At 64.3% G+C, this 25,302-nt stretch carries 23 protein-coding genes and 1 pseudogene; 16 read left to right on the forward strand and 8 right to left on the reverse strand.

Features of this window, described 5'->3' with window-relative positions:
- The coding region (locus tag JWQ89_RS09445) for a hypothetical protein (protein WP_299640402.1) at positions 1-735 on the reverse strand (735 nt) is incomplete at its 3' end.
- Positions 736-751: 16 nt separating this feature from the next.
- Positions 752-1,036, reverse strand: a complete 285-nt coding sequence (locus JWQ89_RS09450; protein WP_299640404.1) for an acyl carrier protein — start codon at positions 1,034-1,036, stop codon at positions 752-754.
- Positions 1,037-1,260: 224 nt separating this feature from the next.
- Here JWQ89_RS09450 and JWQ89_RS09455 point away from each other — a divergent pair, with 224 nt between their 5' ends.
- The 6 genes from JWQ89_RS09455 to JWQ89_RS09480 are packed head-to-tail and all read left to right on the forward strand — an operon-like array spanning position 1,261 to position 6,761.
- On the forward strand, positions 1,261-1,764 hold the full coding sequence (locus tag JWQ89_RS09455) for an acyltransferase (protein ID WP_299640406.1): 504 nt from the start codon (positions 1,261-1,263) through the stop codon (positions 1,762-1,764).
- On the forward strand, positions 1,761-2,798 hold the full coding sequence (locus JWQ89_RS09460) for a Gfo/Idh/MocA family oxidoreductase (protein WP_299640408.1): 1,038 nt from the start codon (positions 1,761-1,763) through the stop codon (positions 2,796-2,798). Before JWQ89_RS09455 ends, JWQ89_RS09460 begins: the two co-directional genes overlap by 4 nt.
- Positions 2,795-3,901 (forward strand): DegT/DnrJ/EryC1/StrS family aminotransferase, encoded by a 1,107-nt coding sequence (locus tag JWQ89_RS09465; RefSeq protein WP_299640410.1) that lies wholly within the window; start codon positions 2,795-2,797, stop codon positions 3,899-3,901. Before JWQ89_RS09460 ends, JWQ89_RS09465 begins: the two co-directional genes overlap by 4 nt.
- Positions 3,891-4,613, forward strand: coding sequence for an acyltransferase (locus JWQ89_RS09470; RefSeq protein WP_299640412.1), 723 nt, complete (start codon positions 3,891-3,893; stop codon positions 4,611-4,613). Before JWQ89_RS09465 ends, JWQ89_RS09470 begins: the two co-directional genes overlap by 11 nt.
- A complete protein-coding gene (locus JWQ89_RS09475; protein ID WP_299640413.1) occupies positions 4,606-5,580 on the forward strand; it encodes an NAD-dependent epimerase/dehydratase family protein in 975 nt (324 codons plus the stop codon). The genes JWQ89_RS09470 and JWQ89_RS09475 overlap by 8 nt, the downstream gene beginning before the upstream one ends.
- Positions 5,577-6,761: a DegT/DnrJ/EryC1/StrS family aminotransferase gene (locus tag JWQ89_RS09480; RefSeq protein ID WP_299640415.1), complete on the forward strand. Its 1,185-nt coding sequence runs from the start codon at positions 5,577-5,579 to the stop codon at positions 6,759-6,761. The genes JWQ89_RS09475 and JWQ89_RS09480 overlap by 4 nt, the downstream gene beginning before the upstream one ends.
- Here the strand turns inward: JWQ89_RS09480 and JWQ89_RS09485 are convergent.
- Positions 6,677-8,377, reverse strand: coding sequence for a GMC family oxidoreductase (locus tag JWQ89_RS09485; protein ID WP_299640417.1), 1,701 nt, complete (start codon positions 8,375-8,377; stop codon positions 6,677-6,679). The two genes, JWQ89_RS09480 and JWQ89_RS09485, sit on opposite strands and share 85 nt — an antisense overlap.
- 252 nt (positions 8,378-8,629) lie before the next feature.
- Between JWQ89_RS09485 and JWQ89_RS09490 the strand changes: the two genes are divergently transcribed.
- The 4 genes from JWQ89_RS09490 (at position 8,630) to JWQ89_RS09505 (ending at position 12,386) form a co-directional block, all read left to right on the forward strand.
- Positions 8,630-9,844 (forward strand): glycosyltransferase family 4 protein, encoded by a 1,215-nt coding sequence (locus JWQ89_RS09490; RefSeq protein ID WP_299640419.1) that lies wholly within the window; start codon positions 8,630-8,632, stop codon positions 9,842-9,844.
- Positions 9,841-10,743: a glycosyltransferase gene (locus JWQ89_RS09495; protein ID WP_299640420.1), complete on the forward strand. Its 903-nt coding sequence runs from the start codon at positions 9,841-9,843 to the stop codon at positions 10,741-10,743. Before JWQ89_RS09490 ends, JWQ89_RS09495 begins: the two co-directional genes overlap by 4 nt.
- A gap of 62 nt (positions 10,744-10,805) precedes the next feature.
- Positions 10,806-11,705 carry a glycosyltransferase family 2 protein gene (locus tag JWQ89_RS09500; protein WP_299640422.1) on the forward strand — a complete coding sequence of 300 codons (900 nt, stop codon included), beginning with the start codon at positions 10,806-10,808 and terminating at the stop codon, positions 11,703-11,705.
- 12 nt (positions 11,706-11,717) lie between these two features.
- A complete protein-coding gene (locus JWQ89_RS09505; RefSeq protein WP_299640424.1) occupies positions 11,718-12,386 on the forward strand; it encodes a polysaccharide deacetylase family protein in 669 nt (222 codons plus the stop codon).
- Here the strand turns inward: JWQ89_RS09505 and JWQ89_RS09510 are convergent.
- Both JWQ89_RS09510 and JWQ89_RS09515 read right to left on the reverse strand, forming a co-directional pair.
- A complete protein-coding gene (locus tag JWQ89_RS09510) occupies positions 12,370-13,581 on the reverse strand; it encodes a glycosyltransferase (protein ID WP_299640426.1) in 1,212 nt (403 codons plus the stop codon). The genes JWQ89_RS09505 and JWQ89_RS09510 overlap by 17 nt on opposite strands.
- A gap of 4 nt (positions 13,582-13,585) precedes the next feature.
- Positions 13,586-14,929, reverse strand: coding sequence for a hypothetical protein (locus JWQ89_RS09515; RefSeq protein WP_299640428.1), 1,344 nt, complete (start codon positions 14,927-14,929; stop codon positions 13,586-13,588).
- Positions 14,930-15,166: 237 nt separating this feature from the next.
- On the opposite strand from JWQ89_RS09515, the gene JWQ89_RS09520 reads away from it, so the two are divergent.
- The 4 genes from JWQ89_RS09520 (at position 15,167) to JWQ89_RS09535 (ending at position 19,935) form a co-directional block, all read left to right on the forward strand.
- Positions 15,167-16,126, forward strand: coding sequence for a UDP-glucuronic acid decarboxylase family protein (locus tag JWQ89_RS09520; RefSeq protein WP_299640430.1), 960 nt, complete (start codon positions 15,167-15,169; stop codon positions 16,124-16,126).
- 79 nt (positions 16,127-16,205) lie between these two features.
- Complete coding sequence (locus JWQ89_RS09525; RefSeq protein WP_299640431.1) at positions 16,206-17,636, forward strand: hypothetical protein; 1,431 nt, start codon at positions 16,206-16,208, stop codon at positions 17,634-17,636.
- 13 nt (positions 17,637-17,649) lie between these two features.
- Complete coding sequence (locus JWQ89_RS09530; RefSeq protein ID WP_299640433.1) at positions 17,650-18,867, forward strand: glycosyltransferase family 1 protein; 1,218 nt, start codon at positions 17,650-17,652, stop codon at positions 18,865-18,867.
- An 18-nt stretch (positions 18,868-18,885) separates the two neighbouring features.
- Complete coding sequence (locus JWQ89_RS09535) at positions 18,886-19,935, forward strand: glycosyltransferase family 2 protein (RefSeq protein ID WP_299640435.1); 1,050 nt, start codon at positions 18,886-18,888, stop codon at positions 19,933-19,935.
- Position 19,936: 1 nt separating this feature from the next.
- On the opposite strand, the gene JWQ89_RS09540 is transcribed toward JWQ89_RS09535, so the two are convergent.
- Together JWQ89_RS09540 and JWQ89_RS09545 are read right to left on the reverse strand one after the other, a co-directional pair.
- A complete protein-coding gene (locus JWQ89_RS09540) occupies positions 19,937-20,728 on the reverse strand; it encodes a glycosyltransferase family A protein (RefSeq protein WP_299640437.1) in 792 nt (263 codons plus the stop codon).
- A 5-nt stretch (positions 20,729-20,733) separates the two neighbouring features.
- Positions 20,734-22,245, reverse strand: coding sequence for an O-antigen translocase (locus JWQ89_RS09545; protein WP_299640439.1), 1,512 nt, complete (start codon positions 22,243-22,245; stop codon positions 20,734-20,736).
- 184 nt (positions 22,246-22,429) lie between these two features.
- Between JWQ89_RS09545 and JWQ89_RS09550 the strand changes: the two genes are divergently transcribed.
- On the forward strand, positions 22,430-23,218 hold the full coding sequence (locus JWQ89_RS09550) for a sugar transferase (RefSeq protein WP_299640441.1): 789 nt from the start codon (positions 22,430-22,432) through the stop codon (positions 23,216-23,218).
- Between the two features lie 39 nt (positions 23,219-23,257).
- On the opposite strand, the gene JWQ89_RS09555 is transcribed toward JWQ89_RS09550, so the two are convergent.
- Positions 23,258-24,592, reverse strand: a complete 1,335-nt coding sequence (locus tag JWQ89_RS09555) for a polysaccharide biosynthesis/export family protein (protein ID WP_299640442.1) — start codon at positions 24,590-24,592, stop codon at positions 23,258-23,260.
- 171 nt (positions 24,593-24,763) lie between these two features.
- On the opposite strand from JWQ89_RS09555, the pseudogene JWQ89_RS09560 reads away from it, so the two are divergent.
- Positions 24,764-25,302 (forward strand): annotated as a pseudogene (locus JWQ89_RS09560) (lipopolysaccharide biosynthesis protein); the annotation flags it as partial.

Here is a 25,302-nt window from a genome sequence, read left to right on the forward strand (position 1 = left end):
CACGCCTTGGCGCAGCAGCAGATGGCGGAAGACGAGCCCGCCGGCCTCGTGGAACAGCTCGGGATCGCTCACATGCAGGATCGTTGCGAACAGCGGCAGGTTCTTGCGGCGGTCGCGGCGGAAGATCACGTGGCAGTGCCGCTGGCCGCGCACCAGCACGAGATGATGCGCCGCCTGCGCGCCCAGATGGTCGTGGTAGATCTGGAGGTCGGCGCCGGTGAGGGTGGTTGCGATCGTTGCCAGATCGGCGATCAGCCTGGTCCTTGTCGGCCACAGCGGCCACGCAACATTGGGCACCAGCGCCGTGGCGGTATCGAGCTGCTGGAAGCCGAGCCGTATGTTCAGTGGACGGACGTTGCCGCTGGGCGAGAGGTCGGTGAAGCTATAGCCCTTCTGCGAGAGCAGCGCCTTGAGCAGCCTGACGCTCTGCATGCGATGATCCTCGCGCACGCAGAACGCGGCGAGGTTGCAGATCCGCACCGGACCCTCCTCGGTCTGCCGCTCCGAATAGAACGCCAGCTGGACACCCACGATGACGCCGGCGGCGGTGAGCATGTAGCCGTGGTTTGGCGCGTCGACCTGCCATTTCGGCGTGATGGCGTCCGCCCATGCCTCGGCACTGATGTGCGCGTTGAGGTGCTGGTTGAGGAACAGTCCGACACGCTGCGCGTCGCTGCGCCGGATCGGCTTCAGGGCAATGGACTGGCTGCGCGAAACGGTGTTGCCCCCGAGCATCTGCCGTGTCCGTCCGCTACTCGGCCGCCAGCACGGGCGCCGAGGCCGGCTGCATGCGCTGGTCGACATAGAGGGCGAGCGAGCCGACGGTTTCGAACAGTTCGCTGCCGAAATCCTCGTCGTCGATGAGAATGTCGAACTCCTTCTCGATCGCCATGGCCAGTTGCACTACGGCGAGAGAGTCCAGTTCCGGCATGCTGCCATACAGAGGCGTTCCTGCCGCCAGCGCCGTACGGCGGTCGCCCAGGCCGAGCGTCTCGGTCAGGATGTCCTTGACCGCTTCGAGAGTTAAAGGGTTCATCGCACGCTCACCAGTAAAGATTGTCCCTGCCATAGAATTCGTCTGGCCCAATTCAATAGCCATCGCCCAGAAAGGCTAGGCCATCCGGGCTAACAACAATCATTGTTGTCTCGCCTAAGGTCATGCAGTCGAGCAAGTCATGGCTGGCTTGCCTCGCGACGCTGCCGGGGTGGGCAGTTTTCGCTGCACCGATGGCGGCTGGGCATGTCCGGAGGACTGAACCGATGATCTCTCGCGTCGCCATGGGTGAGGGTGTCGTGCTGCACCACCCGGAGTTGATCAACCTCTATGATTGCTCCATCGGCTCGGGAACGCGCATCGGCAGCTTCGTCGAGATCCAGAAGGGCGCGGTGGTCGGCGAACGCTGCAAGGTTTCGAGCCACTGCTTCATCTGCGAGGGGGTGAGCATCGAGGATGGCGTCTTCCTCGGGCACGGCGTGATGTTCACGAACGACCGCTATCCGCGAGCCGTCACCGAAAGCGGCAAACTCAAGACTGGTGCGGATTGGTCGCTCGAACGCACCCTGGTCAAGCGCGGCGCGTCGATCGGCAGCAACGCCACCATTCTTCCCGGCGTCACCATCGGCGAACGGGCGCTCGTCGGAGCCGGATCGGTCGTCACGCGCGACGTGCCGGACGATGCCGTGGTCGCCGGCGTGCCGGCCCGCATCGTCGGGAACACCAAACCGGAACGCACTGAAATTACACAGGCAAGGGGCAGGGCATGATTGGCATCGGCGTTGTCGGCTACGGCTATTGGGGCCCCAACCTCGTCCGCAACCTGATCGAGATACCGACCGCGCAACTGCGCTGGGTGTGTGACCTGAGGACCGAGCGTCTGGCGGGTATGCGGAGCCGCTATCCTGCCGTGCAGATCACCGAGGACTACGAGGAACTGCTGCGCGATCCGAAGGTGGATGCCGTCTGCATCGCCACGCCGGTTGCAACGCATTTCACGATGGCGATGAAGGCGCTCCGGGCCGGCAAGCACGTGTTCGTCGAAAAGCCGATCGCTGCCAATGCCCGCGACGCGGAGCGGCTGGTGGAGGAAGCGGAGCGGCGGGGTCTCGTGCTCGCAGTGGACCACACGTTCATCCACACGGGCGCGGTTAGAAAGATGCGCGAACTCGTCGGCAACTCGCTGGGCCAGCTCTACTACTACGATTCGGTGCGCATCAACCTGGGCCTCTTCCAGCATGATGTCAGCGTCATCTGGGACCTGGCGGTCCACGACCTGGCGATCATGGACTACCTCCTGCCCGAGCGTCCCGTGGCCGTTGCCGCCACGGGCATGAGCCACGTTCCGGGCGAGCCGGAGAACATCGCCTACCTCACGCTCTATTTCCCCAGCCGGCTCATCGCCCATGTGCACGTGAACTGGCTCGCGCCGGTGAAGGTGCGGCGCACCCTGATCAGCGGCAGCGAGAGGATGATCGTCTATGACGACCTCGAGCCCAGCGAGAAGGTCAAGATCTATGACAAGGGTATCACCCTCACCGGCTCTCCGGCCCGCCACGGCGAGAACATCCGCCAGATGCTGGTGGGCTACCGCACCGGCGACATGACCGCGCCCCAGCTCGATACCACCGAGGCCCTGACGCGCGAGTTGAAGGAGTTTGTTTCCTGCATCGAGACCGGGCTGGTTCCCACGGCCGACGGCAGGGCGGGCCTGCGGGTAGTGCGGATACTCGAAGCGGCCACGCAATCGGTCAACCAGCGCGGTGCCGTCATTGAACTCCAGAGTGAAAAGGTGATGGCGTGATCCCGCTGCTTGACCTCCGTGCCCAATACCGCTCGATCGGCGACGATATCGAGAACGCTGTTATCGGGGTCCTGCGCTCCGGCCACTACATACTTGGTCAGCACGTCGAAAGCTTCGAGCGTGAGTTCGCCGACTATTGTGGCACGCGCTTCGGCGTAGCGGTGAATACCGGAACCAGCGCGCTCCACCTCTCGCTGCTGTCCGCCGGGATCGGGCCGGGCGACGAGGTGATCACGACGCCCTTCACCTTCGTCGCGACGATCGCGGCGATCCTCTACGCCGGCGCCAGGCCGGTCCTCGTCGATATCGAAGCGGACAGCATGACGCTTGATCCGGCGCTCATCGAGGCGGCGATCACGCCGGCGACCAAGGCCATTATTCCAGTCCATCTCTACGGCCAGATGGCCGACATGGACCCGATCCTCGCCATCGCCGATAAACACGGCCTCGTCGTCATCGAGGATGCCTGCCAGGCGCATGGCGCCGAGTACCGGGGGCATCGCGCCGGCAGCATGGGGCTCGCCGGTTGCTTCAGCTTCTATCCGGGCAAGAATCTGGGGGCCTGCGGCGAAGGCGGCATGCTGGTCACCGATGACGAGAACCTTGCCAATTCCGCGCGACGCCTGCGCGACTGGGGCCAGCAGGAGCGCTACCACCATGTCGCCAAGGGCTTCAACTACCGCATGGATGCGATCCAGGGCGCGGTGCTGACGGTGAAGCTCGCGCATCTCGAGGACTGGACCGAGCAGCGGCGGGTCCACGCGCGCCGGTACGCCAAGCTGCTCGGCGGAATGAACTCGATCGGACTGCCCACCGAGCTCGAGGACCGCCGGCACGTCTGGCACGTCTATGCCATCCGCACTCCCGACCGCGAGGTGCTTCGCCGCGCCCTCGCCGAGAACGACGTGCAGACCGGGCTGCACTACCCGATCCCCGTCCACCTGCAGCGCGCCTATGCCGATCTCGGCTACGGCCGCGGCGACTTCCCGGAGGCGGAACGCGCCTCGCGCGAGGTGCTGTCGCTGCCGATCTATCCCGAACTCGAGAGCTGGCAGATCGAGGCCGTGGCCAAGGCCATCAAGCGAGACGTCTATGTCCAGTGATCCCGGTATCGGCGGACGCCGGGTCGAGGCGGTGCACAGCAAGCGCCCCGGCGCAGCGGATGCCGGCTTCGAAGCGGGCCTCGCGGAAGCCTTGCGCGAGGGCTATCCGGGTGGCGGTCTCGTCGAACTCTACGGGCGCTTCGTCAATGGCGAGGGCATTGTCGACGCCCTGATGCGTCGCGCCATATTCCGCGCCGGCGCCCGGCACTGCGGCTCCGGCCTGCGGGTTGGCAGCGGTGTCGCGTTCAGGCATCTCGAGACCTTCGAGATCGAGGACGGCGTGTTCATCGGCGCGCAGGCCAACATACAGGGTCGCTTCGACGGCACATGCAGGATCGGCCGCAACAGCTGGATCGGACCGCAAGCCTTTCTCGATGCGCGCGACCTCGTCATCGGCGAGTATGTCGGCTGGGGACCCGGCGCCAGGATCCTGGGGTCGGAGCATGTCGGCATCCCGGTGGACCTGCCCATCATCCAGACCGACCTGGTCATCAAGCCCGTCCGGATCGGCGACTGGGCCGATATCGGGACCAATGCAGTGATCCTGCCGGGCGTGACGATCGGAAAGGGCGCAATCGTGGGGGCAGGGGCCGTCGTCACGGCAGACGTCGCGCCGTTCTCGGTGGTCGCCGGCGTGCCGGCGCGGCTGCTGCGCTGGCGCAGCAGCGAAGAGATCGACGCATTGCAAAGCCGGGGGATGGTCCATGCGTGACCAGCGGGTGCTCATCACCGGTGGCGCAGGACTCATCGGTTCCCACATCGCCGACCTGGTGGCGCTCGAGCAGCCGCGCGAGATCGTCATTCTCGACAATTTCGTCCGTGGCCGGATGCAGAATCTCGGTGAGGCACTGGCGCGCCACCCGATCACCATCATCCAGGGCGACATCCGCGATGTCCCGCTGCTCGCCGAGGTGATGGAGGGGATCGACGTCGTCTTCCACCAGGCGGCGATACGCATCACCCAGTGTGCAGAGGACCCGCGGCTGGCGCTGGACGTCCTCGCGACCGGCACTTTCAACGTCATCGAGGCGGCCGCCAAGGCCGGAGTCGAAAAGGTCGTGGCCGCTTCCTCGGCATCGGTCCTCGGCATGGCCGAGAGTTTTCCCACCACGGAGCAGCACCACCCCTACAACAACCGGACCATCTACGGCGCTGCCAAGACCTTCAACGAGGGCCTGCTGCGCAGCTTCGCCGAGATGTACGGGCTGCGCTACGTCACGCTACGCTATTTCAATGTCTACGGCCCACGGATGGATGTGTTCGGCGCTTATACCGAGGTGCTGATCCGCTGGATGGAGCGCATCGCCGCCGGGCAGGCGCCGGTGATTTTCGGGGACGGCACGCAGACCATGGACTTCGTGCACGTGCAGGACATCGCGTGGGCAAACATGCTCGCAGCGAAAAGCGCGGTGACGGACGAGGTGTTCAATGTCGCCTCAGGGGAGGAGACCAGCCTCGCCGACCTGGCGCGCGGACTGGCGCGCGCGATGGGCGCCGACATCGAGCCGGAATTCGCACCGGCCCGCAAGGTCAACCCCGTGCCGCGACGGCTGGCCGACACGACGAAGGCGCGGGAGAGGCTCGGGTTTGCTGCGCAGATCTCGATGGAGGACGGGCTGCGTGATCTCGTCGCCTGGTGGCGCGCGGAGCAGGTGGCCGAGAAAGGCAAGGTAGCGTGAGCCAGCACGAGACCATCCCTGTCGCCAAGCCCTTGCTCGGCGATCCCGAGGCGGAGGCCGCGGGTCGCGTCATCCGCTCGGGCTGGGTGACCCAGGGCCCTGAGGTTGCGGCCTTCGAGAAGGAATTCGCCGCCTATGTCGACACCCCGCATGCCTGCGCCGTATCGAACTGCACGACGGCGCTCCACCTGGCTCTTCTCGCCGTTGGCGTGGGGGCAGGCGACGAGGTCATCACCGTCAGCCACAGCTTCATCGCGACGGCCAATGCGGTCCGCTATTGCGGGGCGACGCCCGTCTTCGTCGACATCGAACCTGACGGGTACAACATCGATCCGTTGCTGATTGAAGCGGCGATCAGCCAGCGTACTCGCGCCATCCTTTGCGTTCACCAGCTCGGCATGCCCTGCGACATGGCTTCGATCATGGAGATCGCCCGACGGCGCGGCGTTCCCGTCATCGAGGATGCGGCCTGCGCCACCGGCAGCGAGATCCTCTACCAGGGCCGATTCCGTCGCATCGGCGCGCCGATCGGCGATATCGCCTGCTTCTCGTTCCACCCGCGCAAGGTGATCACCACCGGCGACGGCGGGATGCTGACCACGGCCAGCGCCGAGTACGACCAGATGTTCCGCCTCTGGCGGCAACATGGCATGAGCGTTCCCGACACGGTGCGCCACGGTGCGCGTTCGGTGATCTTCGAGAGCTATTTCTCGCTCGGCTACAACTACCGGATGACGGACATTCAGGCGGCAGTCGGGCGCGAGCAACTCAAGCGGCTGGACGACATCGTTGCGGCGCGTCGGCGCATTGCGACCCTCTACCGCGAGTATCTGGGGGGCATCCCGGATCTCGGCCTGCCGGTGGAGCCGTCATGGACCCGCAGCAACTGGCAGAGCTACTGCGTGATGCTGCCGCACCGGCTGGACCAGCGCACGCTGATGCAGGAGTTGCTCGATGCCGGAATCTCGACCCGCCGCGGTGTGATGAACGCCCATCGCGAGCCGACCTACGTCGCGCCGGGGACCGCCCGCATCGGCACGCGGTTGCGCAACTCCGAGATCGCGCAGGACCACGCCATGATGCTGCCCCTCTACGCTCAGATGGGTGAGGAGGACGTCGTCCGCGTCGCCGCTGCGATCGGCGTGGCGATCGCAGCGGCGATATCGGTCGAGCCCGCCTGAACCAATTCCTCACCGAGACGAGCCACGGGCATCGCCTTGCGCCCCATGAGGCTGTCCGCCAGCCGCAATGCGAGCTTGAGGATGGTAAAGGTTGGGTTGGCGCTTCCCGCCGTCAGGAAGGTCGAGGCACTGGCGACGCTGAGGTTCGGAATGGCGTGGCAGGTGAGCTCCGGCCCGACGATCGAGGTGGCGGGATCGGTCCCCATGCGGGTGCTGCCGGATGGATGGGCATAGGGCTCGGCGTGATCGACGAAGCGGCGCGAGTCCGAGGTTTCGCCGACCACCCAGGTCAATGGGCATTGTCCGTCGAGCCCGGTGCGCGTCCAGTAATTCTCGAGCCGGGCGGCGGTGGAGCGGAACGTCTTCTCGTCGTCGTCCGAGGGCTGCCAGTGCACCTCGGCCTTGGGAATACCGAGCCGGTCGCGTTCGCCGGCGAGGCTGATGAAGTTGTCCCAGTTGGGCCGCTGCTCGATGGCGATCTGCAGCGCCAGGCCGGCGTCGGCGGGCATGAATACCTGCCGCCGGACATATCGCCACCAGGCGAAGCGCACGACGAGAGGTGCTTCGCCGACAAGGCCGGCGAGGTCGCCCAGCTTGGTCTGGCGTGACTGCAGGCCTCTAGCGACGGTCTTTATCCGCTCGAGCCGGCTCTTCGACAGGTCCATCGCCGCATAGACGAAGGCGCTGGTGGAGCCGTCCTCTTCCTGCGCGGCGGCTGTCAGGTCGAGGTGCAGGCTGCGGCGCGTGCCGTCGACGAAGTGGTAGCCGAAAAGACGGTTGCTCAATGCCTGGTCGGCACGGGAGATGGTCGCGACCTCGGATTTGAGATGGTCCTGGAAGTAACGACCCAAGGCATTGGTGCCGGCAAATGCATGATTGCTGGATTGTGCATCCAGCCAGAGCAGCAGCCGGGTGGTTTCGATGGTCCCGGCGGCGATGATGAAATGCTGCGCCTCGACGCGGAGGCTGTTGCCGTTGAAGTTCGCCGCCTCGACTGCAACGAGCCTCCCCCGCGCGCTGTCGAGGGTGAAGTCCCTTACGGTAGCGTCGAGCCAGATGTCGAGGCCGGGGAGGGTATTCAGCTGGCGCCCCCAGACATTGGCGAGGTTGCACTGCCGGAAACTGATCCATTTCGCCAGCCGGCCGGAAAAGTCCGGATCGTCGGGATTGAATACATCGTCGAGATGGATCTGCTCGAGCGCCGGTGCACCGTACGGGCCGTGCGGCAGGCCGAAAACATCCTCGATCTCTTTAGTGTATGCCTCGAGCTCGGCGAAGCCGAACGGCCAGCCGTCGAGTCCGAGATAGTCGCGCGGCTGCGTATCGTGCTCATGCAGGGGGATGATGCGCCCTCCCCAGCGGGAGGAAGAACCTCCGAGCCCGCGATAGCGGCCGTTCAACGCCCGGGTATAGAAGCCGTGGACGTCGACAATCCTGTTGAGTTCATGCGTCTCGTCATCGAAGCCGGCCTTGCCGCTTTCCACGACGACGACCCGATGCCCCGCCATTGCCAGCCTTCTGGCGATGAAAAGACCGGCCATCCCGGCGCCGATGATGCAGAACTCCGCCCCGGCAACGGCTGCATCGCCGGTAGTGGCCAAATCGCGCACTGGCATGGTTCGCCTTCACTCAAGCCCGGGCCCAGCGTCCCTGGCCACAAGTGATACAGCAATAACGAAGGCAGCGCAAATAGTCATCAGACGGCAGCGGAATAGTAACAACAACGACAGCTCACATATCGAAGATATTAAATAATGCAGCCGAAGATCAGTCTGCATATATGTCCGAGATGATGTAAGCTATAAATATATCCAACGGTCTATGGTTCAGTCCGGTCCTGCGGGCCTTAATGGCTGCGATGCTGCGGGATGGAGGCCGAAATTACCACTGTTCGCCATGTCTTGATCCTGGTGGAAAACCTGCCGGTGCCATTCGACCGGCGCGTGTGGCAGGAGGCACGGGCGCTGCGCGAGGGCGGCTACGCCGTCTCGGTAATCTGTCCCAAGGGCAAGGGATACGATGGCACCTACGAGGTGCTCGAGGACATCCACATCTATCGCCACAGCCTGGTGGAGGCGACCTCGGCACGCGGCTATCCGGCCGAGTACCTGACCGCGCTCACCCACCAGTTGCGCCTCTCGCTCCGCGTGCACCACCGTCAGCGCATCGATGTCATCCAGGCGTGCAATCCGCCGGACCTGATGTTCCTGATCGCGCTGTTCCACCGCCTGGTCTTCGGCACGCGCTTCATCTTCGATCATCATGATCTGAGCCCGGAACTCTACCTGAGCCGCTTCGGGCGCAAGGACATCCTGTTCTCGATCCTCAGCCTATTGGAGCGGCAGACCTTCCGCCTGGCCGATGTCAGCATCGCCACCAACGAGACTTTCCGCGACATCGCGGTCGAGCGGGGCCGGATGCATCCCCAGAAGGTCTTCGTGGTGAAGAGCTATCCCGATGCCGCCAAGACCAGGCGCCACCCGCCCGAGGCAGCGCTCAAGCGCTTGGGCAAATGCCTCGTAGGCTATATCGGCATCATGGGTGCACAGGACGGCGTCGAGACGCTGATCAGGGCCATGGACGAGATCGTGCATGGCCGCGGGCGCGACGACATCTACGGCGTGCTGATTGGCGACGGGCCGGAGTTCGAAAGGCTGAAGAGCCTCGCAACGCGGCTGAAGCTCGACAACTCGCTCCAGTTCACTGGATATCTGACTGGGCCCAGGCTGATGGCGCATCTGTCGGCGCTCGATATCGGCGTCATTCCCGATCCCCCCAACGGCTTCAACGACAAGCTCTCGATGAACAAGGTCTTCGAATACATGATGCTCGGCATCCCGTTCGTGCAGTTCGACCTGCGCCAGGCTCGCCGGGAGGCGGGCGAGGCCGCGCTTGTCGTCGGCCACAGCCCCTCGGCCCTTGCGGACGGCATCCTCGCGCTCGCCGACGACCCGGGACGGCGGCACCAGATGTCGGAGACGGGCAAGGTGATCGCCGGCCGCGACTTCCTCTGGTCCGCCGAGGCGACGCGCTATCTCGCCGCGTTCGACGCCATCTTTGCCGGCATGGGGGCGAGACCATGATCAGTGTCATCATTCCTCACCTCAACCAGCCCGCTGCGCTGGAGCGGGGGCTGTCCGCATTTGCGCGTCAGGAAGGGGTGAAGGCGCCGGTCGAGATCATCGTCGTCGACAACGGCTCGAAGACGATGCCGACAGAGATCTGCAAAAGGTTCACTAATGTCACCCTGCTGCACCAGCCGGTCCCCGGGCCTGGGCCTGCGCGCAACATGGGCGTCGCGGCCGCGAGCGGCGACATCCTCTGCTTCATCGACGCCGACTGTGTCGCCTATCCCGCCTGGCTCGCGACGATCGAAAGGCGGTTCGCCAGGTCGCCCGGTGTGACGGTGCTGGGCGGAGACGTCCGCATCCTCCACGACGATCCGGAGCATCCGACCTGGCTCGAGGCGTACGAAAGCGTCTTTGCCTTCCGGATGAAACAGTACATCGAAGAAAAGGGCTTCACCGGCGGCGGCAACCTCGCGGTGCGGACTTCGGTATTCCACACGGTCGGCGACTTCCTTGGCATCAGCATTGCCGAGGATACCGAGTGGGGACAGCGCGCCAGCCGCATGGGCTACCGCGTGCAGTACGAGCCGCAGATGATCGTCTACCATCCGGCCCGCCGCAGCTTCGCAGAGCTCGCCGACAAATGGGACCGCCACATTTCGCACGACCTGCGCGAGGTCAAGGCGCAGTCGTTGTGGTGGCCGCGATGGATGCTGCGTGCACTTGCCGTGAGCATCTCGCCGGTGGCCGAAGTGCCGCGCATCGCCGCATCGGATCGCCTCAGCGGGCTCAGGGCGCGGTGCCTCGCCTTTGTGGGAGTCATCCGCATCCGGCTCTATCGCGGCTGGAAGATGCTGGCGGTCGGCCTCGGCGCCGGAGGCTCCCAGGCGGCGACGCACTGGAACCGGTCATGACTGCGGTGGCAGGCGGGACGTTGGGAGATCGACCGGCGGGACCCGCCGCCGTGGCGGCGCCATTGGCCGTCGTCATTGTGACCTATAACAGCGCCGACGTACTGCCGGGTCTGCTCGATTCGCTCGAGGCGGGGCTCGCCGGCGCGGGGCCTTTTGCCGTCATCGTCGTCGACAACGACTCTCGCGACGACTCGGCCGCGTTGGCCGAAGCGCATCCGCTCGGGGTGCAGGTCATTCGCAGCGGCCGCAACGGTGGCTACGCCGCCGGCATCAATCTGGCTGCTGTGGGGCTGCCGGCAGGGGCCGACATGCTGATCCTCAATCCGGACATCCGTCTTTGCCCCGGTGCAGCAAGGAAGCTCATGGACTGCGCCGCGAATGAATGGGTGGGTGTCGCAGCACCCATGATCCTCAATGTCGATGGCTCGATCGCCAGTTCGCTGCGCCGGGAGCCTACCCTCGCCACCACCTGGATCCAGGCTTTTCTGGGCCCATCGCTGGCGGGGCGCCTGGGGGTCGGAGACATGATTGCAAACCGGAAGACCTACGTTCGGGCACACGCGGTCGACTGGGCAACGGGGGCCGTCCTGCTGGTCACCGCGCGGGCCCGTGAGCGGGTGGGCGCGTGGGACGAGAGCTTCTTTCTTTATAGCGAAGAGGTCGAGTACCAGCGCCGCGTCCGCAGTTCCGGACTTTACGTCATGTACGCGCCGGACTCGCATGTTACTCACATCGGTGGCGACTACATGCAAAGTCCCGCACTCACCTCCGTGATGACGAGCAATCAGATTCGATACTATGCCCGGTATCATGGCCCGCTCGCCACGGCCTTGTTCCGTGGCGCCCTGATCGCCTTCGGGCTGCTGCGGGCGTGGCGCAGCCGGACACACCGCGCCGTGTTGCGGGTCGCGGTCTCGCCGCTTCGTCCGGCACGCGACTACATGCTGCAAGCCAAATCGTAGCCGGAGGCCAGCGTGGATATCCGGATCGTCAATTTCCACGGCATCGGTGCACCGCAGCGCGACCTCGAAGTTGGCGAGGCGCCGTTCTGGCTGAGCCGCGACCAATTCTGCGCTGTGCTGGATCGCATCGCCGGGCACCGGTACCGCTCCCGGCTCGCAATAACCTTTGACGACGGCAACGTCTCGGACCTCGACATTGCCCTGCCCGAACTTCAGCAGCGAGGCCTTGCCGCCTCATTCTTCGTCCTGACCGGCCGGCTCGACCGGCCGGGTTCACTGTCCCGTGCCGATGTCGCAACCCTTGAGACGCAAGGCATGCGGATAGGCAGTCACGGCGTCGATCACAACGACCTCACCACCATCGCGCCGGAGCAACTGCTCAACGACCTGGTGCGCTCGAGGGAAGTCCTCGAAGATGTGTGCGCCAACCCGGTGGGAAGCTTCGCCATTCCGTTCGGCCGCTACAACTCCTCGGTATTGCGGGCCATCAAGATCGCCGGCTACCGCACCGCCTATAGCAGTGACGGGGGAAGCGCGCGGGCAGGTGCGTTCCTGCAGCCGCGACGTTCGCTGCGAAGGGACATGTCACCGACCGAAATCGATCGTATCCTGGCCGGGCGCATGCCGCTGCTTCGCCAAATTCGCCGCTCCGTCGCAATGCGGGTCAGGCAGATGGCTTGAGGGACGCGAGCTCTGCATAGAGGGCGCTTGCCCGATCGATCTTCTGATCCCACAGGGCCGTCTTCTTCAGATGCTCGTAGGCCGCTCGGCCCGTATTCAGGCGAGATGCCTTGTCCGTCGCCAATCGCCGCAGCGCCGCGGCAACATCCCTCGAGAGCGCTTCGGGCGTGGTGACGGATAGCTTGTATCCGCATGCATCACTGACCGTCGCACTGGGCCCACCGCGATCGCAGACGATCAGTGGCAGGCCGTGAGCCATCGCCTCGAGCACGACACTCCCCCCTGGCTCGCGGTAGCTCGGAAAGACGAAGACATCCGCAGCCCGGTAGAATTCCTCGATCGCCTCTCGCGGCTTTCGACCGTGGAACTGGACGCGATCGGTGACGCCCAGCTCGTCGGCCAGTGCCACGCAATAGGCGCGATCCGGCCCGTCTCCGACAATATCCAACGTGAGCTGCAGATCCTTGCACATCGCGACAGCGCGAACAGCTTCGCGGACGCCCTTGGTGCGCACCAGCCGGCCGACGAACAAGGCGCGCACCGGTCCCGTCCGCCCCGTCCGATCCACCGCGAGCGGCACATGTTCAATGGCGACGTCGGCCATGGTTTCGAAGCGCCGGATGCGCAAATACCTGAGGCTTTCTTCGACGTAAGAACCGATCCCCAGAACGCAGGCTGCCCCTTCATAGGTTCTGCGCAGGAGGGGATCATGGCGAAGCCGGAACAGATCAAGGCCGCGGAGCCGGACGAACCACGGGTCGGCAGCCTCTTCCGCCGCGAAGGCAGGCGGAGACCGTAGTCCTCCGCCGACCGGCCCAATGATCACCGGGATGTTGAAACCCATGGCGGGGCACGGGTATCGCATCGCCTCGGGTACCGGCTGATGGATGATGTCGAAGCATTCGCCCCTCCGGAGCGCGCTGCGTATCCAGGATCGGGCCCGCCAATAGAACGGCAGGTACCCGGGCGCCAGCATGCTGTTCAATCGCTCGGCGCGACCGACGAGCGGAGGCTCCTTCCACTCGATGACCCGCAGGCCGTTCAGCTGCTGCCTCGCCGGCGTCCGGTTGCGCTTGTGGTAGGTCAGCAGCGTGACCTCGTGCCGCAACGCAAGGCGCGACGCCCACTGGAAGGCGAACCAGGCTTCCCCGACATCCTCGCCGTCGCAGTTAGGTGCAATGAGGAGAATTCGCATCGCCCTATTTCCGGCGACGGGCGGACAGGGCTGACCGGGCGGTCGCAGGCGTGCGCCCCGTCCGACGGGCCCGCGGGGCACGCTGCCGCCACCCCATACTCGAGCGCCGAACAGCCGCACTTCCCGGAACTGCCTCGGCCTCGGCGTCGACCAGCCACATCCCGCTTCCCAGGAGGAACATGAACAGCACGTAGGTTGCCATCCAGAAATGGACTGCCCAACCCGCGATGAAGAAGGCACCCATGGTGATGAGATATGCGGTCCGATAGGCGATCAGTCTGTGGTCCTGGAGAGGTTTCAATCCGACACCGATGGTGGCCGACAGGAACGCGAGCACAAACAGGATGGCGGCTGGAAGTCCGTGTCGGATGGCGGGTACCAGCCAGAACATGTCGATGCTCGACGACATCCATGAAGGGTGCACCCAGTCATTGAACCCCGTACCGAAGAGGGGATTGGCCAGCACCGACGCCCACCCATAGTCGAATATCAGCAGCCGATAGTATGCCGTCCACGGATCGAAGGCGAAGTGCGTAAGGTATTGCGGCACTGATTGGTTCGACCCCAGTTCGACCACAAGGTAAGCGACGGTCGCCAAGGCCCAGAGTATCCGCCATCGCGACCGCACCGTTTCGAGCAACCCGTTCCAGGTCAGCAGAAGGACTTGTGCAATGAGCGCGACCAGTGGACCTGAGGAAAACGATAGCGTCCCCGTGAGGGCGACGGTGGCGGTCATGGCCCAGCGCTGTGCAGGCGAGGCGTTCCGGCCCAGCACGAGGTGGGTCAGGGCAAGCATGGTGCTGCAGAAGACCCCGAACAGGATCGGATGCTCGAACGGTCCCTGGACGCGGGTCAGGCTCCATCGGAGCTCGGTGATGGTACCCGCGATGGTCGGCAGCACCAAGCGGAACAACTCGAGGATCAGCTTTTGCCCGGTCACCGTCTCGAAGAGGGCGAAAGGAAGCACGACCGCTACCACCACGAACAACAGTCTCGCCGTGGCGAGGAACTGGTCGGCGGTCCGGATGTAGATACGCGCCACGAGATAGGCGCCGAATGTCTCGAGGAAGAAAATGCCGCCGGGTTCGACGGAGGACTCCGGGCCGTGGACGACGGCAATGGCAATCGTGCACCACCCGCAAAACAGCAACAGCAGAACGTCGGTCAGCCTGATCTTGCCGGCTTTCCCGGACAGCCAGAAGACGAGGCAGGGAAACGTCAGCGCGAGCAGCACCAGGCGGTAGACCGACATCGCAAGCGTGCCGAAAGAAATGACCCAGGGGATGAGCAGCCCGACGATCAGGAGCGTGACCGGGAGTGCCGGCCAGCGCCGCAGCTCGGAGGACACAGTGTCGGTCGACGCACGCTGCTGGAGCCGGCGGCTCCCTGCTCGCCCCATCGAAGCGCTCGAAGGTCCCATCCCAATTCCGCCGTCCTGCGCGCAGCGGCTGCTGGCCATCGACGCAAGAAGAGTAGGTAGGACTAGCCCTGCCAGACCATAGCTCCTTCGGTCGGTTCGAGCAGTGCTTTGCTTCTGCTAGGTCTCGTGAACTGCGGTTTGGACAACAATTTCAGGGTGGATGGCATGGCGAAGCGCATACTCGTGACCGGCGGCGCAGGATTTCTCGGCACCCATCTCTGCGGCCATCTGGTGGATGCTGGACACGAGGTGCTTTGCATCGACAACTACTATACGGGCCGCCGCGCCAACATTGCCCATCTGCTCGATCGTCCCAATTTCGAGATGATCCGGCACGACGTGACATTCCCGCTCTATGCCGAGGTCGACGAGATCTACAATCTCGCCTGTCCTGCATCGCCGGTTCACTACCAGGCCGACCCGGTGCAGACCACGAAGACCAGTGTCCACGGCGCCATCAACATGCTGGGCCTCGCCAAGCGCACCCATGCCAAGATCTTCCAGGCATCGACGTCGGAGATATACGGCGAGCCGAGCCAGCACCCGCAGAACGAGGGCTACTGGGGCAACGTCAACCCCATCGGGCCGCGCTCCTGCTATGACGAAGGCAAGCGATGCGCCGAGACGCTGTTCTTTGACTACTACCGCCAGCACCATTTGCGCATCAAGGTAGCGCGCATCTTCAACACCTATGGGCCGGGGATGCACGCAAATGACGGCCGCGTGGTCTCCAACTTCGTCGTCCAGGCGCTGCTGGGTGAGCCGATCACGATCTACGGCGAGGGGAACCAGACCCGCAGCTTCTGCTACGTCGACGACTTGATGGACGGCTTCCTCAAGCTGATGGATTCCCCCGACGATGTGACAGGTCCCATCAACCTGGGCAATCCCACCGAGGTGACGGTGCTGTCACTGGCGACCAAGATTGTCGAGATGACGGGTTCGCGCTCTCACCTGGTCAGCCGGCCGCTGCCCGAGAACGATCCGACGCAGCGCAAGCCGGACATCACGCGGGCCCGGGCGCTGCTCGGATGGGAGCCGATGATCGGGCTCGAGCAGGGCCTGGCAAAGACCATCGCGTATTTCGACAAGCAGCTGTCACGCGGCATCGAGGTTTACGCCTGACCCCTTTGGCTTGCGAGCAGATCATCAACGAGGGTGGAGCATGCCTTCCGTCTGGCCCAGCAGAGATGGGCAGTTTGTCGTGTCGGCCCTCGAACAGGGACCCGCGGCGGGTGCAACGCGTCATTCGCTGACATCCGTCGGGATCGACACCTATGGCGACGTGCCGGTCACCTCGGTTATCGATCGGACCGGGCAGACGATTGGCCTGCTGGTGGGCACGGTCATTGACATAGATGGCGGCGTGCTCTCGGGCGGCGTCCAGTTCGATGGCTTCGCGACGTTTGCCGACATCAACGAAGTGGTTGAGCGCTGCATCTACCCGCTGACGGGCAGCTTCGTCTTCATTGTCGACATTGCCGGGTGCCGTCGGATCTACCTCGATGCGGATGGCAGTTTGTCGGTCGTGTACGATCCGGAGACCGGGCGTGCCGGATCAACGGCGATGACCCTGCTCGACGAAGGCGAATATTGGCAAAGACTGCAGACTGACATGCATGGCGCTCTTGGCGTCGGGCAGTCCGGGTGGTTTACGGCCGACATTACCGCTCACGTGGGCATCAGGCGGCTAATCTGTAATCACTGTCTCGATCTCGATGATTGGACGGCACACCGGCACTGGCCGACGGAGCCGATTCAACCAGCCACCGATCCGGCAACTGTCTTCGCCGGCGTGCTGGATCGCGTCGGCAAGACGGTTGCGACCCTCGCCGACGCGAAGGAAGTCTCCATCGCTCTTACCGCGGGGATCGACTCGCGCTTCGTCCTTGCGGCGACCCGTTCTCTCATCGACCGCGTCTCCTTCGTCACCGTCGCGGCGCCAGCGGCGAAACTGGACGTGGTTAGTGCTCGCGAGCTCGCACACCGTTTCGGCCTTCGTCACGATGTGCTGCCCTATCGGGGCGCTACCCCCGAGCAGGCCGAGGCGTGGCAGATTCGCGCCGGCCACTGCATCACGGGCGCCAACATGACGATGCATCCCAGCGTCGAGCCGCTGCGAGGCCGCTATTTCGTCGGCGGCCTCGGCGGCGAGGTCGGGCGCGGGTTCCTGTGGCTCAAGGCCGATGCCGACACGCCGATCGATGCGCGTGGCATTGTCGATCGGTTGAAGCTGCCGCGACACCCGCAGGTGATTGCGGCGGTCGAGCGTTGGCTGGAACCAATCGCGCATTTCGACACCCTATTGAAGCTCGATCTCGCCTATCTCGAGCTCAGGATGAGCAGCTGGGCGTTCGCCGATGCCTATGCCAACCCGGTGCGCACCGAACTGCATCCGATGATTTCCCGCGCCAACTTCACAGCGATGCTCTCGGTGCCGCCAGAGCTGCGGCGCAGCGGCGCAATCTTCAGGGAAGCGATCTCGCGCTCCTGGCCGGAGCTGTTGGCCCTGCCCATCAACCGGTACGGGGATTGGCGCGACGCCAGCAAGCGAGCAATCGATCTCGCGGCGAACCCAGGTCGTGCGGTGCGCAAGATCAAGCAGATGGTCCTCACAGGACCTGGTTCGGCATAGGGTGGAGGCGCTGATGCTGCGGGCGCAGATCCAGATCGGACGACGCATGCGACAGCTGCGTACGGCCCTGCGCAGCGAGGGACCTGGATGGCTGGCCGAGCGCGCCCGGCACGCGATCTCGGAAAGGATCAGGCCTGCCAGCAGTATCCCGCAGGTGCGACCGGCGGACGTGCTGGCCGCTGACCTCAGCGATTGCACCGTGGTTCCGGCGCTCCCCTATGCCGTCGCCGCGCCGGTGCTGGTGAACTGGGTCATGTTGCCCCCATCGGCGGGGTCCGGGGGACATACCACGATCTTCCGGATCCTGCGGCACCTCGAGGCCAACGGCTTCTCCAACCGGGTGTACTTCTATGATCCGTACCTGGGGGATCATCAGTACTACGCCTCGATCGTGGGAGACTATTTCGGGTTCGAGGGCATGGTCAGCAACATCGATGATGGCATGCGCGATGCCCATGTGGTGATGGCGACCAGCTGGCCGACTGCCTATCCGGTCTACAGCGCGCGGACCCTGGGCAGGAAGTTCTATTTCGTGCAGGACTTCGAGCCGGCGTTCTACGCCACGTGCACGGATAGCATCCTCTCGGAGAACACGTATCGCATGCGGCTGCACGCGGTCACCGCGGGGCGCTGGCTGGCGCAGAAGCTGGCCCGGGACTACGGCATGGAAGCGGGCCATTTCGATTTCGGCTGCGATACAAGCCAGTACCGGCTCGAGGGGAGTTCGGCGCGCAACGGGGTGGCCTTCTACGCGCGCCCGGGGGCTCCCCGGCGCGGCTTCGAACTCGGCATCATGACGCTGGAACTGCTCAAGCAGCGACGGCCCGATATCGAAGTCCATCTGTACGGCAGCAAGATCGGCCGGCTGCCGTTCGATTTCATCGATCATGGCCTGGTTTCGCCGAAAGAGCTCAACTCGATATACAATCGGTGTCGCGCCGGTCTCACCCTGTCGTTGACGAACGTCTCCCTGGTTCCCCACGAAATGCTTGCGACCGGCTGCATCCCGGTGGTCAACGATGCCGAACACAATCGGATCGTGCTCGACAATCCCTTCGTGCGCTACGCGGCGCACTCCCCGCACGCGCTGGCCGGTGCGCTCGAGGCGGTTGTCGACGAGCCCGACTTCGACGCGTTGTCCCGAGCTGCTGCGGACAGCGTTCGCACCGCAGGCTGGGACGACGCGGGGCGGCAGGTCGACAAGATCCTCCGCCAGTCGTTGGCGAGTTGAGACAGGAAGACCCGAGGCATGGCATCCGTTCGCGTCATCGTCCCTTGCTACAACTACGCCCGATATCTGCCCGCCTGCGTCGGAAGCGTGCTCTCCCAGCCCGGAGTGGAGGTCAGCGTACTGATCCTGAACGACGCTTCAACCGACGACTCCCGTAGTGTCGCTGATCGCCTCGCGGCGGCCGATGGGCGCATCGAGGTCATTCATCACGAGACGAACCAGGGGCATATCGCGACCTACAACGAGGGTCTTGCCACGACGCGATCAGACTATGTCGTGCTGCTTTCCGCCGACGATCTGCTTGCCCCCGGGGCACTGGAGCGGGCTGCGACGCTCATGGATGCACGCCCGTCTGTAGGCCTCGTTTATGGCCACCCGGTGGTCTTCCGGGGCGACGGGGCGCCGCCGCCGACGCGTTCGGGCCGGCGGACCTGGACGGTCTGGCGCGGGGTGGACTGGCTGGAGAGAATGTGTCGGGCGGGCAGCAACTTCATCTACTGTCCGGAAGTCGTCATGCGCACCAGCGTCCAACACCGCATCGGGTACTACAACCCGCGCCTGCCGCATACGGGCGACATGGAAATGTGGATGCGCGCGGCGGCCGTCTCGGACATCGGCCGGATAAATGGGGTCGATCAGGCCTTCTACCGGATCCATGGGGCCAGCATGCAGCGTACGGTCCACTCCGGCCTGCTCCTCGACCTCAAGGCGCAGCTCGATGCGTTCGACTCCGTGTTGGCGTCCTCCGACCTGCCAGAGGCAGAGCGGCTGCTCAGGACTGCGCGCCGCAGCATCGCCGTGGTTGCTTTCCATCAGGCGCAAAGAGCCGTCGCTAGCGGCGCGTTGACTGAGAACGGAATCAGCGCCTGCCAGGAGTTCGCAGCGGCGCTGGATCGCGGCACGGTGCCGGAGGCAAAGTGGCGAGCACTCAGGAGACGTCTGAATGCCCGATCGTTTTCGCCCGCGCTGGCGTTGGCGAGGGTGCGGGAGAGCATTGCCGGCCGCCTGCGGTGGCGCTACTGGCGCTGGCGGGGGCTGGAGTGGCCCGCGACGCCCAGGCTCGATTGACTCACCAGTACCTGGACTTGAACCGTGGGTTCCGGATGCGGCAGGCGATCAGGTTGAAGAACAACACGAAGTTGAAGTATCTGTCGCGAAGGCTCGCGCTCGGCTTGATCACGCGGTAGGCGACCCGGGCGATCATCTTCCAGCTCTTGGCCTCGGCCTTGGCAAAGGTTGCCACCGAGAGATGCTCCCTCAGCCACTTCCGAAGCGGGAGCCCCCGGGGGTTGTCGTATTTCATTCCGCCACCCGAGATCCGGGCGATCTTCATCCCCTCTTCCTCGAGGAGCCAGCGCGACCACTCCTGATCCTCCGCTATCGGAACCTCTGGACGGAACGGGCGCCTGTGCAGCAGGGTCGTTCGATAGACGCCACATGTGTTCCACATACCATTGAATCCGCTGAAGTTCTTCCTGTCGATCAGTCGATGGGTCGGCGCCGGCGCGACTTCGCCACAGAAGTAGGCCGCACCAACCGTGGGGTCGGCTGCCAGAGTGTCGAGAGCGTATGCCATGGCTTCGGCGTGCTGCATCGACGTATGGGAACTGATGACCAGGCAGAAATCGCAGTCGATATATGCGATCCCCTGGTTGAGAGCGGATGAGTAGTTGAACTCCTTGCCCACGTAGCGGTGAATGATCGCTCCTTCGGGAGCGAGCGCCAGGCAATCGTCCGTAGAGCCGGAATCGACGAATATGAACTGGCTCGGCGGGACGACCTGTGCGCTGAGCGAGCGTAACGTCTCTGCAAGCGTGGCCGCAGAGTTGTAAGTTCTGATCAGGACCGAGTATCGCGCCATCGGCCCTAAGCCCCCCTTCGGCTGAGCAGTACCTGGTACCAGGACTGCAACTTCTGGGGCAATCGACCGGTCGGTATGAGACGCCCAAGGGTCGACAGCGAAAACACGCCGGTAGCGCCGCTCACGACGAGACCAATGCCGGTTGCCCACCAGAAGGGGAGACAAAGGAAGCTGCCGAAGGCGATTGCTGTCGCCGGGCCGAAGACCAGGAGCAACAGCCGGTTGGCGGGCGACAGGCGGAAGCCGCAGCGCCGGCGGACGATCAGGTAGACCAGCAGGCTGTGATAGAAATAGAGAGAGGCGAACGCGACGCCCGCGCCGTCCAGCCCAATCAAGGGAACGAGCAGCGCTGCAAGCCCGACGTGAACCACAGCTGCGGCGATCTCGAGGACGATGAACATCTTCTGCCAGCCCTTGGCGACGATGATGAAGCCCATCGGCCACGCGACCACCCGCAGCATCATGCCGAGGCAAAGCCAGCGCAGCAGGCTTTCGGCGCCGGCGAACTCGCTTGAATAGAAGCTGGCGATCGCCAGCGGGGCAAGCGTGATGGTGGCGATGACGCCGGGGCCGGCCAGCAGCAGGCTGATTTCGGTCTGTTCATTGACCAGGCGCGCCACCGCGACATTGTCGTCGGCAACGCCGGTGAGCCGCGGGTAGAAATCCGCGCCCATCGCCTGCAGCACGAAGCCGACATAGAGCCCCGCTACGGCCCAGGCCGCCTGGTACAATCCCGCGGCAAGTACGCCGCTGTCGTGCAGCACGACAATGCGAATGGCGTAGGCGGCACCCATGGTCAGGAACCCGCTGACCATGAATGCAACCCCTAGCCGCAGCAGTTCGCCGGTTTCGGCCCGCAAGCTGGAGCGCGAGAGGGCCACTGCGGGAGGATGGATCCTGCGCCCGTACCACCAGGCCACGAGGCTCGCCGCGAGCGCCGTGAGTATGAGTGACGGAACGATCGCCGCCTCGCCCCAGAAGAAGACGACGGGCACAGTGACAAGCACGCTCGCGGCAGCACTGAAAATGCTGAGCATCGCCAGGTGACCGATGCGACGGGAGCCTTGGATCAGCGCCGTCTGGGCGCCGGCGAGAAGTCGCAGGAACACGACCAGCCCCAGAAGTGCGATGGCGAGGGCATAGTCAGCGGTGCCGAAGGTGAGCTGCGAGGCAGGCACGCAGAGGAGGGCCAATCCCGCTCCGCCGGCGAGCCCCAGCACGAGCGAGGTCCGCTTCAAAACGGCAATGGTCGTCGCGATCTTCCCCTGCTCGCCCGTACCTGTGGCCTGTGCGATCTGCCTGACCCCCGACTGCTGGACGCCCATGCCGGCGGCGGAGGTCGCCAGATCGGCGACCGATGAGAACAGGGCCATGAGACCGATCCCCGCCGGTCCAAGCAACACGGCAAGGGCCTTCATGCGGATCAGCGCGAACAGGGTGACCACGATCGTGGAGGCACCGATCAGCGCGGTGGAGCGCAGTATATCGCGATAGCCCTCCGGCTTCGGCTCCTTCATCCCGCTCCCGTCGAGTATTGCATCGCTGCCTCCTGGCTGGGTCACGGGAGGTGCGTCCTCAAGGATGAGGTGCACCCGGACGTGATTTCAAAAAGCCACTCCTCCGCACCCTACCTCGTCAATTGCTCGCGAGCCGATAGCTCCTATGGCTGGGATGTCCCGCCATCCGTTACATGCAAGTATCATGGCTCGCCTTCCGTTCAACTTCTTCGCCCAATCGACATACAGCGTCGTTGTTGAACAGTGCTGCGAAAATCTTCGTTCACTCGGGCAGAAGGAAGATCAAATGTTGTCAGACGAGGGATATCTCAGTCCTGCGGGACACAGCCTACCTCGCCCAGGCGCCAAGGGGCGCTCACGTTCCCGGTTCGATATCTATCCTGCCGCCAAGCGCGTCATCGATGTGGTCGGTGCAGCGCTCCTTATTCTGCTGGCCTTCCCGCTGCTGATTGTCCTCGTCACGGCGATTCGCATCGGTGGCAGCCGTGTCTTCTACAGCCAGGAGCGACTTGGCAGGGGAGGCAGGACATTCCGGTTCTGGAAATTCCGGACCATGGTTCCGGATGCCGAACTGGCGCTGGCCCGGTACCTGGACCAGAACCCCATGGCGAAGGCCGAGTGGGACCTGACACAAAAGCTGCGTCGCGATCCTCGCGTCACGCCGGTCGGGCGCATCCTGCGCAAGTACTCGCTCGACGAGCTGCCGCAGCTCTTCAATGTCCTGACGGGCGACATGAGCCTCATCGGTCCCCGCCCGATGTTCCCCGCCCAGCGCCCGCTCTATCCGGGCATCCCCTATGGCGGGCTGCGTCCGGGCATAACCGGGCTATGGCAAGTTACCGATCGCAACGCGTGCGCCTTCGCCGAGCGCGCCAGGTTCGATTACCTCTACGCGGAGACGATGTCGCTTCGCACGGACGCCTGGATCGTATGGCGAACGGCGTTTGTCGTGTGTCGCGGAACCGGCTGCTGACAATTCAGCCTGGAACTTCGGCGCCGTGTGCGCGCCCGGCTACTCCGCGAGTTTGGCGGCTCCCGATGCACCGCCCGATCCGGAGGGTGCCGATACCTTTAGCACATCTCCGGGCTGCAGCTCGGTCGTCTCGTCCGCTGCCAGCTGGACAACTCCGGATTGGATCGTCCGGACGATAGTATAGCTCGGCTCCAGCGCACCGGGCATCGCCGAGGGGGAACTGTCCATTTCCAGCAGCAGCCTTTGCTGCATTTTCTGCTGCCGGAGGAACTGTTCCAGCTGGGCTTGCTGGGTCTGCAAATTCTGGGCGTTCTCCGTGCTTCGCACATCCTGGAGCCGAGCTGCCTCCCGCATTGCCTCGTTGAGCGCCTGCTGGGCTCGAAGGATGGCCGTCTGCTGGGTGACACGATCGAAGCGCCGGTTTGCAACCGCTTGCTCGAGCGTGGACTGCCGAGAGACAGTAGCGATACCGCTTTCCACGAGCGACCGCACACCAGCCAATTCCTTCTCGGACGACGCGATCGACATGTCTACCTCGCTGATCCGCGCATGCAGGGTGTTGATCTCCGTGTTGAGAAGCGAGGCGAGTTCCTTCAAGGCGACCGCCTGCCGCACCAGTTCGTTGGACCGGGCGATGAAAATCGCCGTCTCCTGGGTAACGACCTCCTTCGCCAATGTGGCGTCGGCGGCATCTGTGACTTCGGGGGGGAAATCTATCGTCTTGGCCCCCGCCATTTCTCCCTCAATTCGCGCGATGCGCGCCCTTGTACGCACCAGGCCGCTCTCGACCGACTGCAACTCGGAGACGAGCCGCAGGCGGTCGGCCGGCGTGTCCGCACTGTCGCGCGGCGTCCCGCCGGCAAGGGCATATCCCTGCAGAACGGTCATCCGCGGACGAAACGGAAAGGCACCGGGCGTGGTCACCGCACCGACGACGTAGAGAGGGGGATACTCCACAACCTCGAGGCTGGTGCTGGGCAGATCCACCAGTCCAAGCCTGGTCCTGAGTTGGTTGGCGACGTCTGTGGCCACCTGCTCAGTAGTCTTGCCCTGTGCAGGCACGGCACCAATCACCGGCACGGGGATCGTGCCATCGTCTGAAACGATCAGCTCGCCGCTTAATGCGTCCAGCCGCTCGTAGAGTCCCTTCAGGGGCATCCATTGAATGACCGTCAGCCGCACCTTGGTTTGCGGCGAAAGGTCGTAGGCCCAGGCGGGTACACCGCACGCAAATACCCCAAGGCACGCTGCCAGCAACCAGGGTCGCGGAGACTTCAGCCCCCCGCCCGGCCACCACCGACCGGATGTCGTCTGAGGCGGGCGCAATGGGATGGAAGCGGGCACTGAATGCGTGTTTGGCCATGCCGGAGACATGTCTGTCTTTCCACCTGATGAGGTGCCGAGGATTAGATCACGGGGGCGGCCCGGCCCAACTAGCCCAAGTTAGCTATTGTCCTAACATGCTGAGCTGACACTTCATTCTGGGGGAGTGATCTCGACGACGACCGCCCATTTCACATGGCCGGAGGGGGCCTGGGAAGTTCCATGAACAGCGCCGATATTCGGTTCTACTTGTACGTCTTCATGCGCCGGCTGCCGCTGTTTGTGATCGTCGCGGGCTCGATAACCGGGATTTCCGTCTTCGTTGCAAAGGTATTGCCGCCGGTGTATCGCGCGAGCAGTACGATTCTCGTGGAGTCGGCGCAGATACCCACCGAGCTCGCGAGGTCGACCGGATCAGGAGACACGCTGGCGAGGTTCCAGAAGCTCCAGCAGGAGCTTCAGACCCGCGAGTCCTTGCTGGCGCTGGCCAACAGGCATGGAATCTATCCTGCGGAAGCCCGACCATCGCCATCCGCGATAGCCGACGACATGCGTTCCCGCATTTCACTCGAGCCGGTGTTTTTCGGCGGCAATCAGGAAGCACTCGGATTTTCCGTATCCTTCGAGGCGGAAGATCCCGTTCTGGCGGCCGAAGTCGCCAACGACCTCTCTGCCACCATTCTGGCCCGCGATGTGGCGAGCCGGTCCTCGCGCGCCAACGACACGCTCAAGTTCTTCGAAGGCGACGTGAACAAGCTGGC

This window comes from Devosia sp., assembly GCF_028290645.1.
In the GTDB taxonomy this organism is placed as follows: Bacteria; Pseudomonadota; Alphaproteobacteria; order Rhizobiales; family Devosiaceae; genus Devosia_A.

Bases quoted from the DNA above. Each gene is read 5' to 3' on its own strand.
- JWQ89_RS09450 (WP_299640404.1), bottom strand. From the start codon at position 1,036: ATGAACCCTTTAACTCTCGAAGCGGTCAAGGACATCCTGACCGAGACG.
- JWQ89_RS09455 (WP_299640406.1), top strand. From the start codon at position 1,261: ATGATCTCTCGCGTCGCCATGGGTGAGGGTGTCGTGCTGCACCACCCG.
- JWQ89_RS09460 (WP_299640408.1), top strand. From the start codon at position 1,761: ATGATTGGCATCGGCGTTGTCGGCTACGGCTATTGGGGCCCCAACCTC.
- JWQ89_RS09470 (WP_299640412.1), top strand. From the start codon at position 3,891: ATGTCCAGTGATCCCGGTATCGGCGGACGCCGGGTCGAGGCGGTGCAC.
- JWQ89_RS09475 (WP_299640413.1), top strand. From the start codon at position 4,606: ATGCGTGACCAGCGGGTGCTCATCACCGGTGGCGCAGGACTCATCGGT.
- JWQ89_RS09485 (WP_299640417.1), bottom strand. From the start codon at position 8,377: ATGCCAGTGCGCGATTTGGCCACTACCGGCGATGCAGCCGTTGCCGGG.
- JWQ89_RS09490 (WP_299640419.1), top strand. From the start codon at position 8,630: ATGGAGGCCGAAATTACCACTGTTCGCCATGTCTTGATCCTGGTGGAA.
- JWQ89_RS09495 (WP_299640420.1), top strand. From the start codon at position 9,841: ATGATCAGTGTCATCATTCCTCACCTCAACCAGCCCGCTGCGCTGGAG.
- JWQ89_RS09510 (WP_299640426.1), bottom strand. From the start codon at position 13,581: ATGCGAATTCTCCTCATTGCACCTAACTGCGACGGCGAGGATGTCGGG.
- JWQ89_RS09520 (WP_299640430.1), top strand. From the start codon at position 15,167: ATGGCGAAGCGCATACTCGTGACCGGCGGCGCAGGATTTCTCGGCACC.
- JWQ89_RS09530 (WP_299640433.1), top strand. From the start codon at position 17,650: ATGCTGCGGGCGCAGATCCAGATCGGACGACGCATGCGACAGCTGCGT.
- JWQ89_RS09535 (WP_299640435.1), top strand. From the start codon at position 18,886: ATGGCATCCGTTCGCGTCATCGTCCCTTGCTACAACTACGCCCGATAT.
- JWQ89_RS09540 (WP_299640437.1), bottom strand. From the start codon at position 20,728: ATGGCGCGATACTCGGTCCTGATCAGAACTTACAACTCTGCGGCCACG.
- JWQ89_RS09545 (WP_299640439.1), bottom strand. From the start codon at position 22,245: ATGAAGGAGCCGAAGCCGGAGGGCTATCGCGATATACTGCGCTCCACC.
- JWQ89_RS09550 (WP_299640441.1), top strand. From the start codon at position 22,430: ATGGCTCGCCTTCCGTTCAACTTCTTCGCCCAATCGACATACAGCGTC.
- JWQ89_RS09555 (WP_299640442.1), bottom strand. From the start codon at position 24,592: ATGTCTCCGGCATGGCCAAACACGCATTCAGTGCCCGCTTCCATCCCA.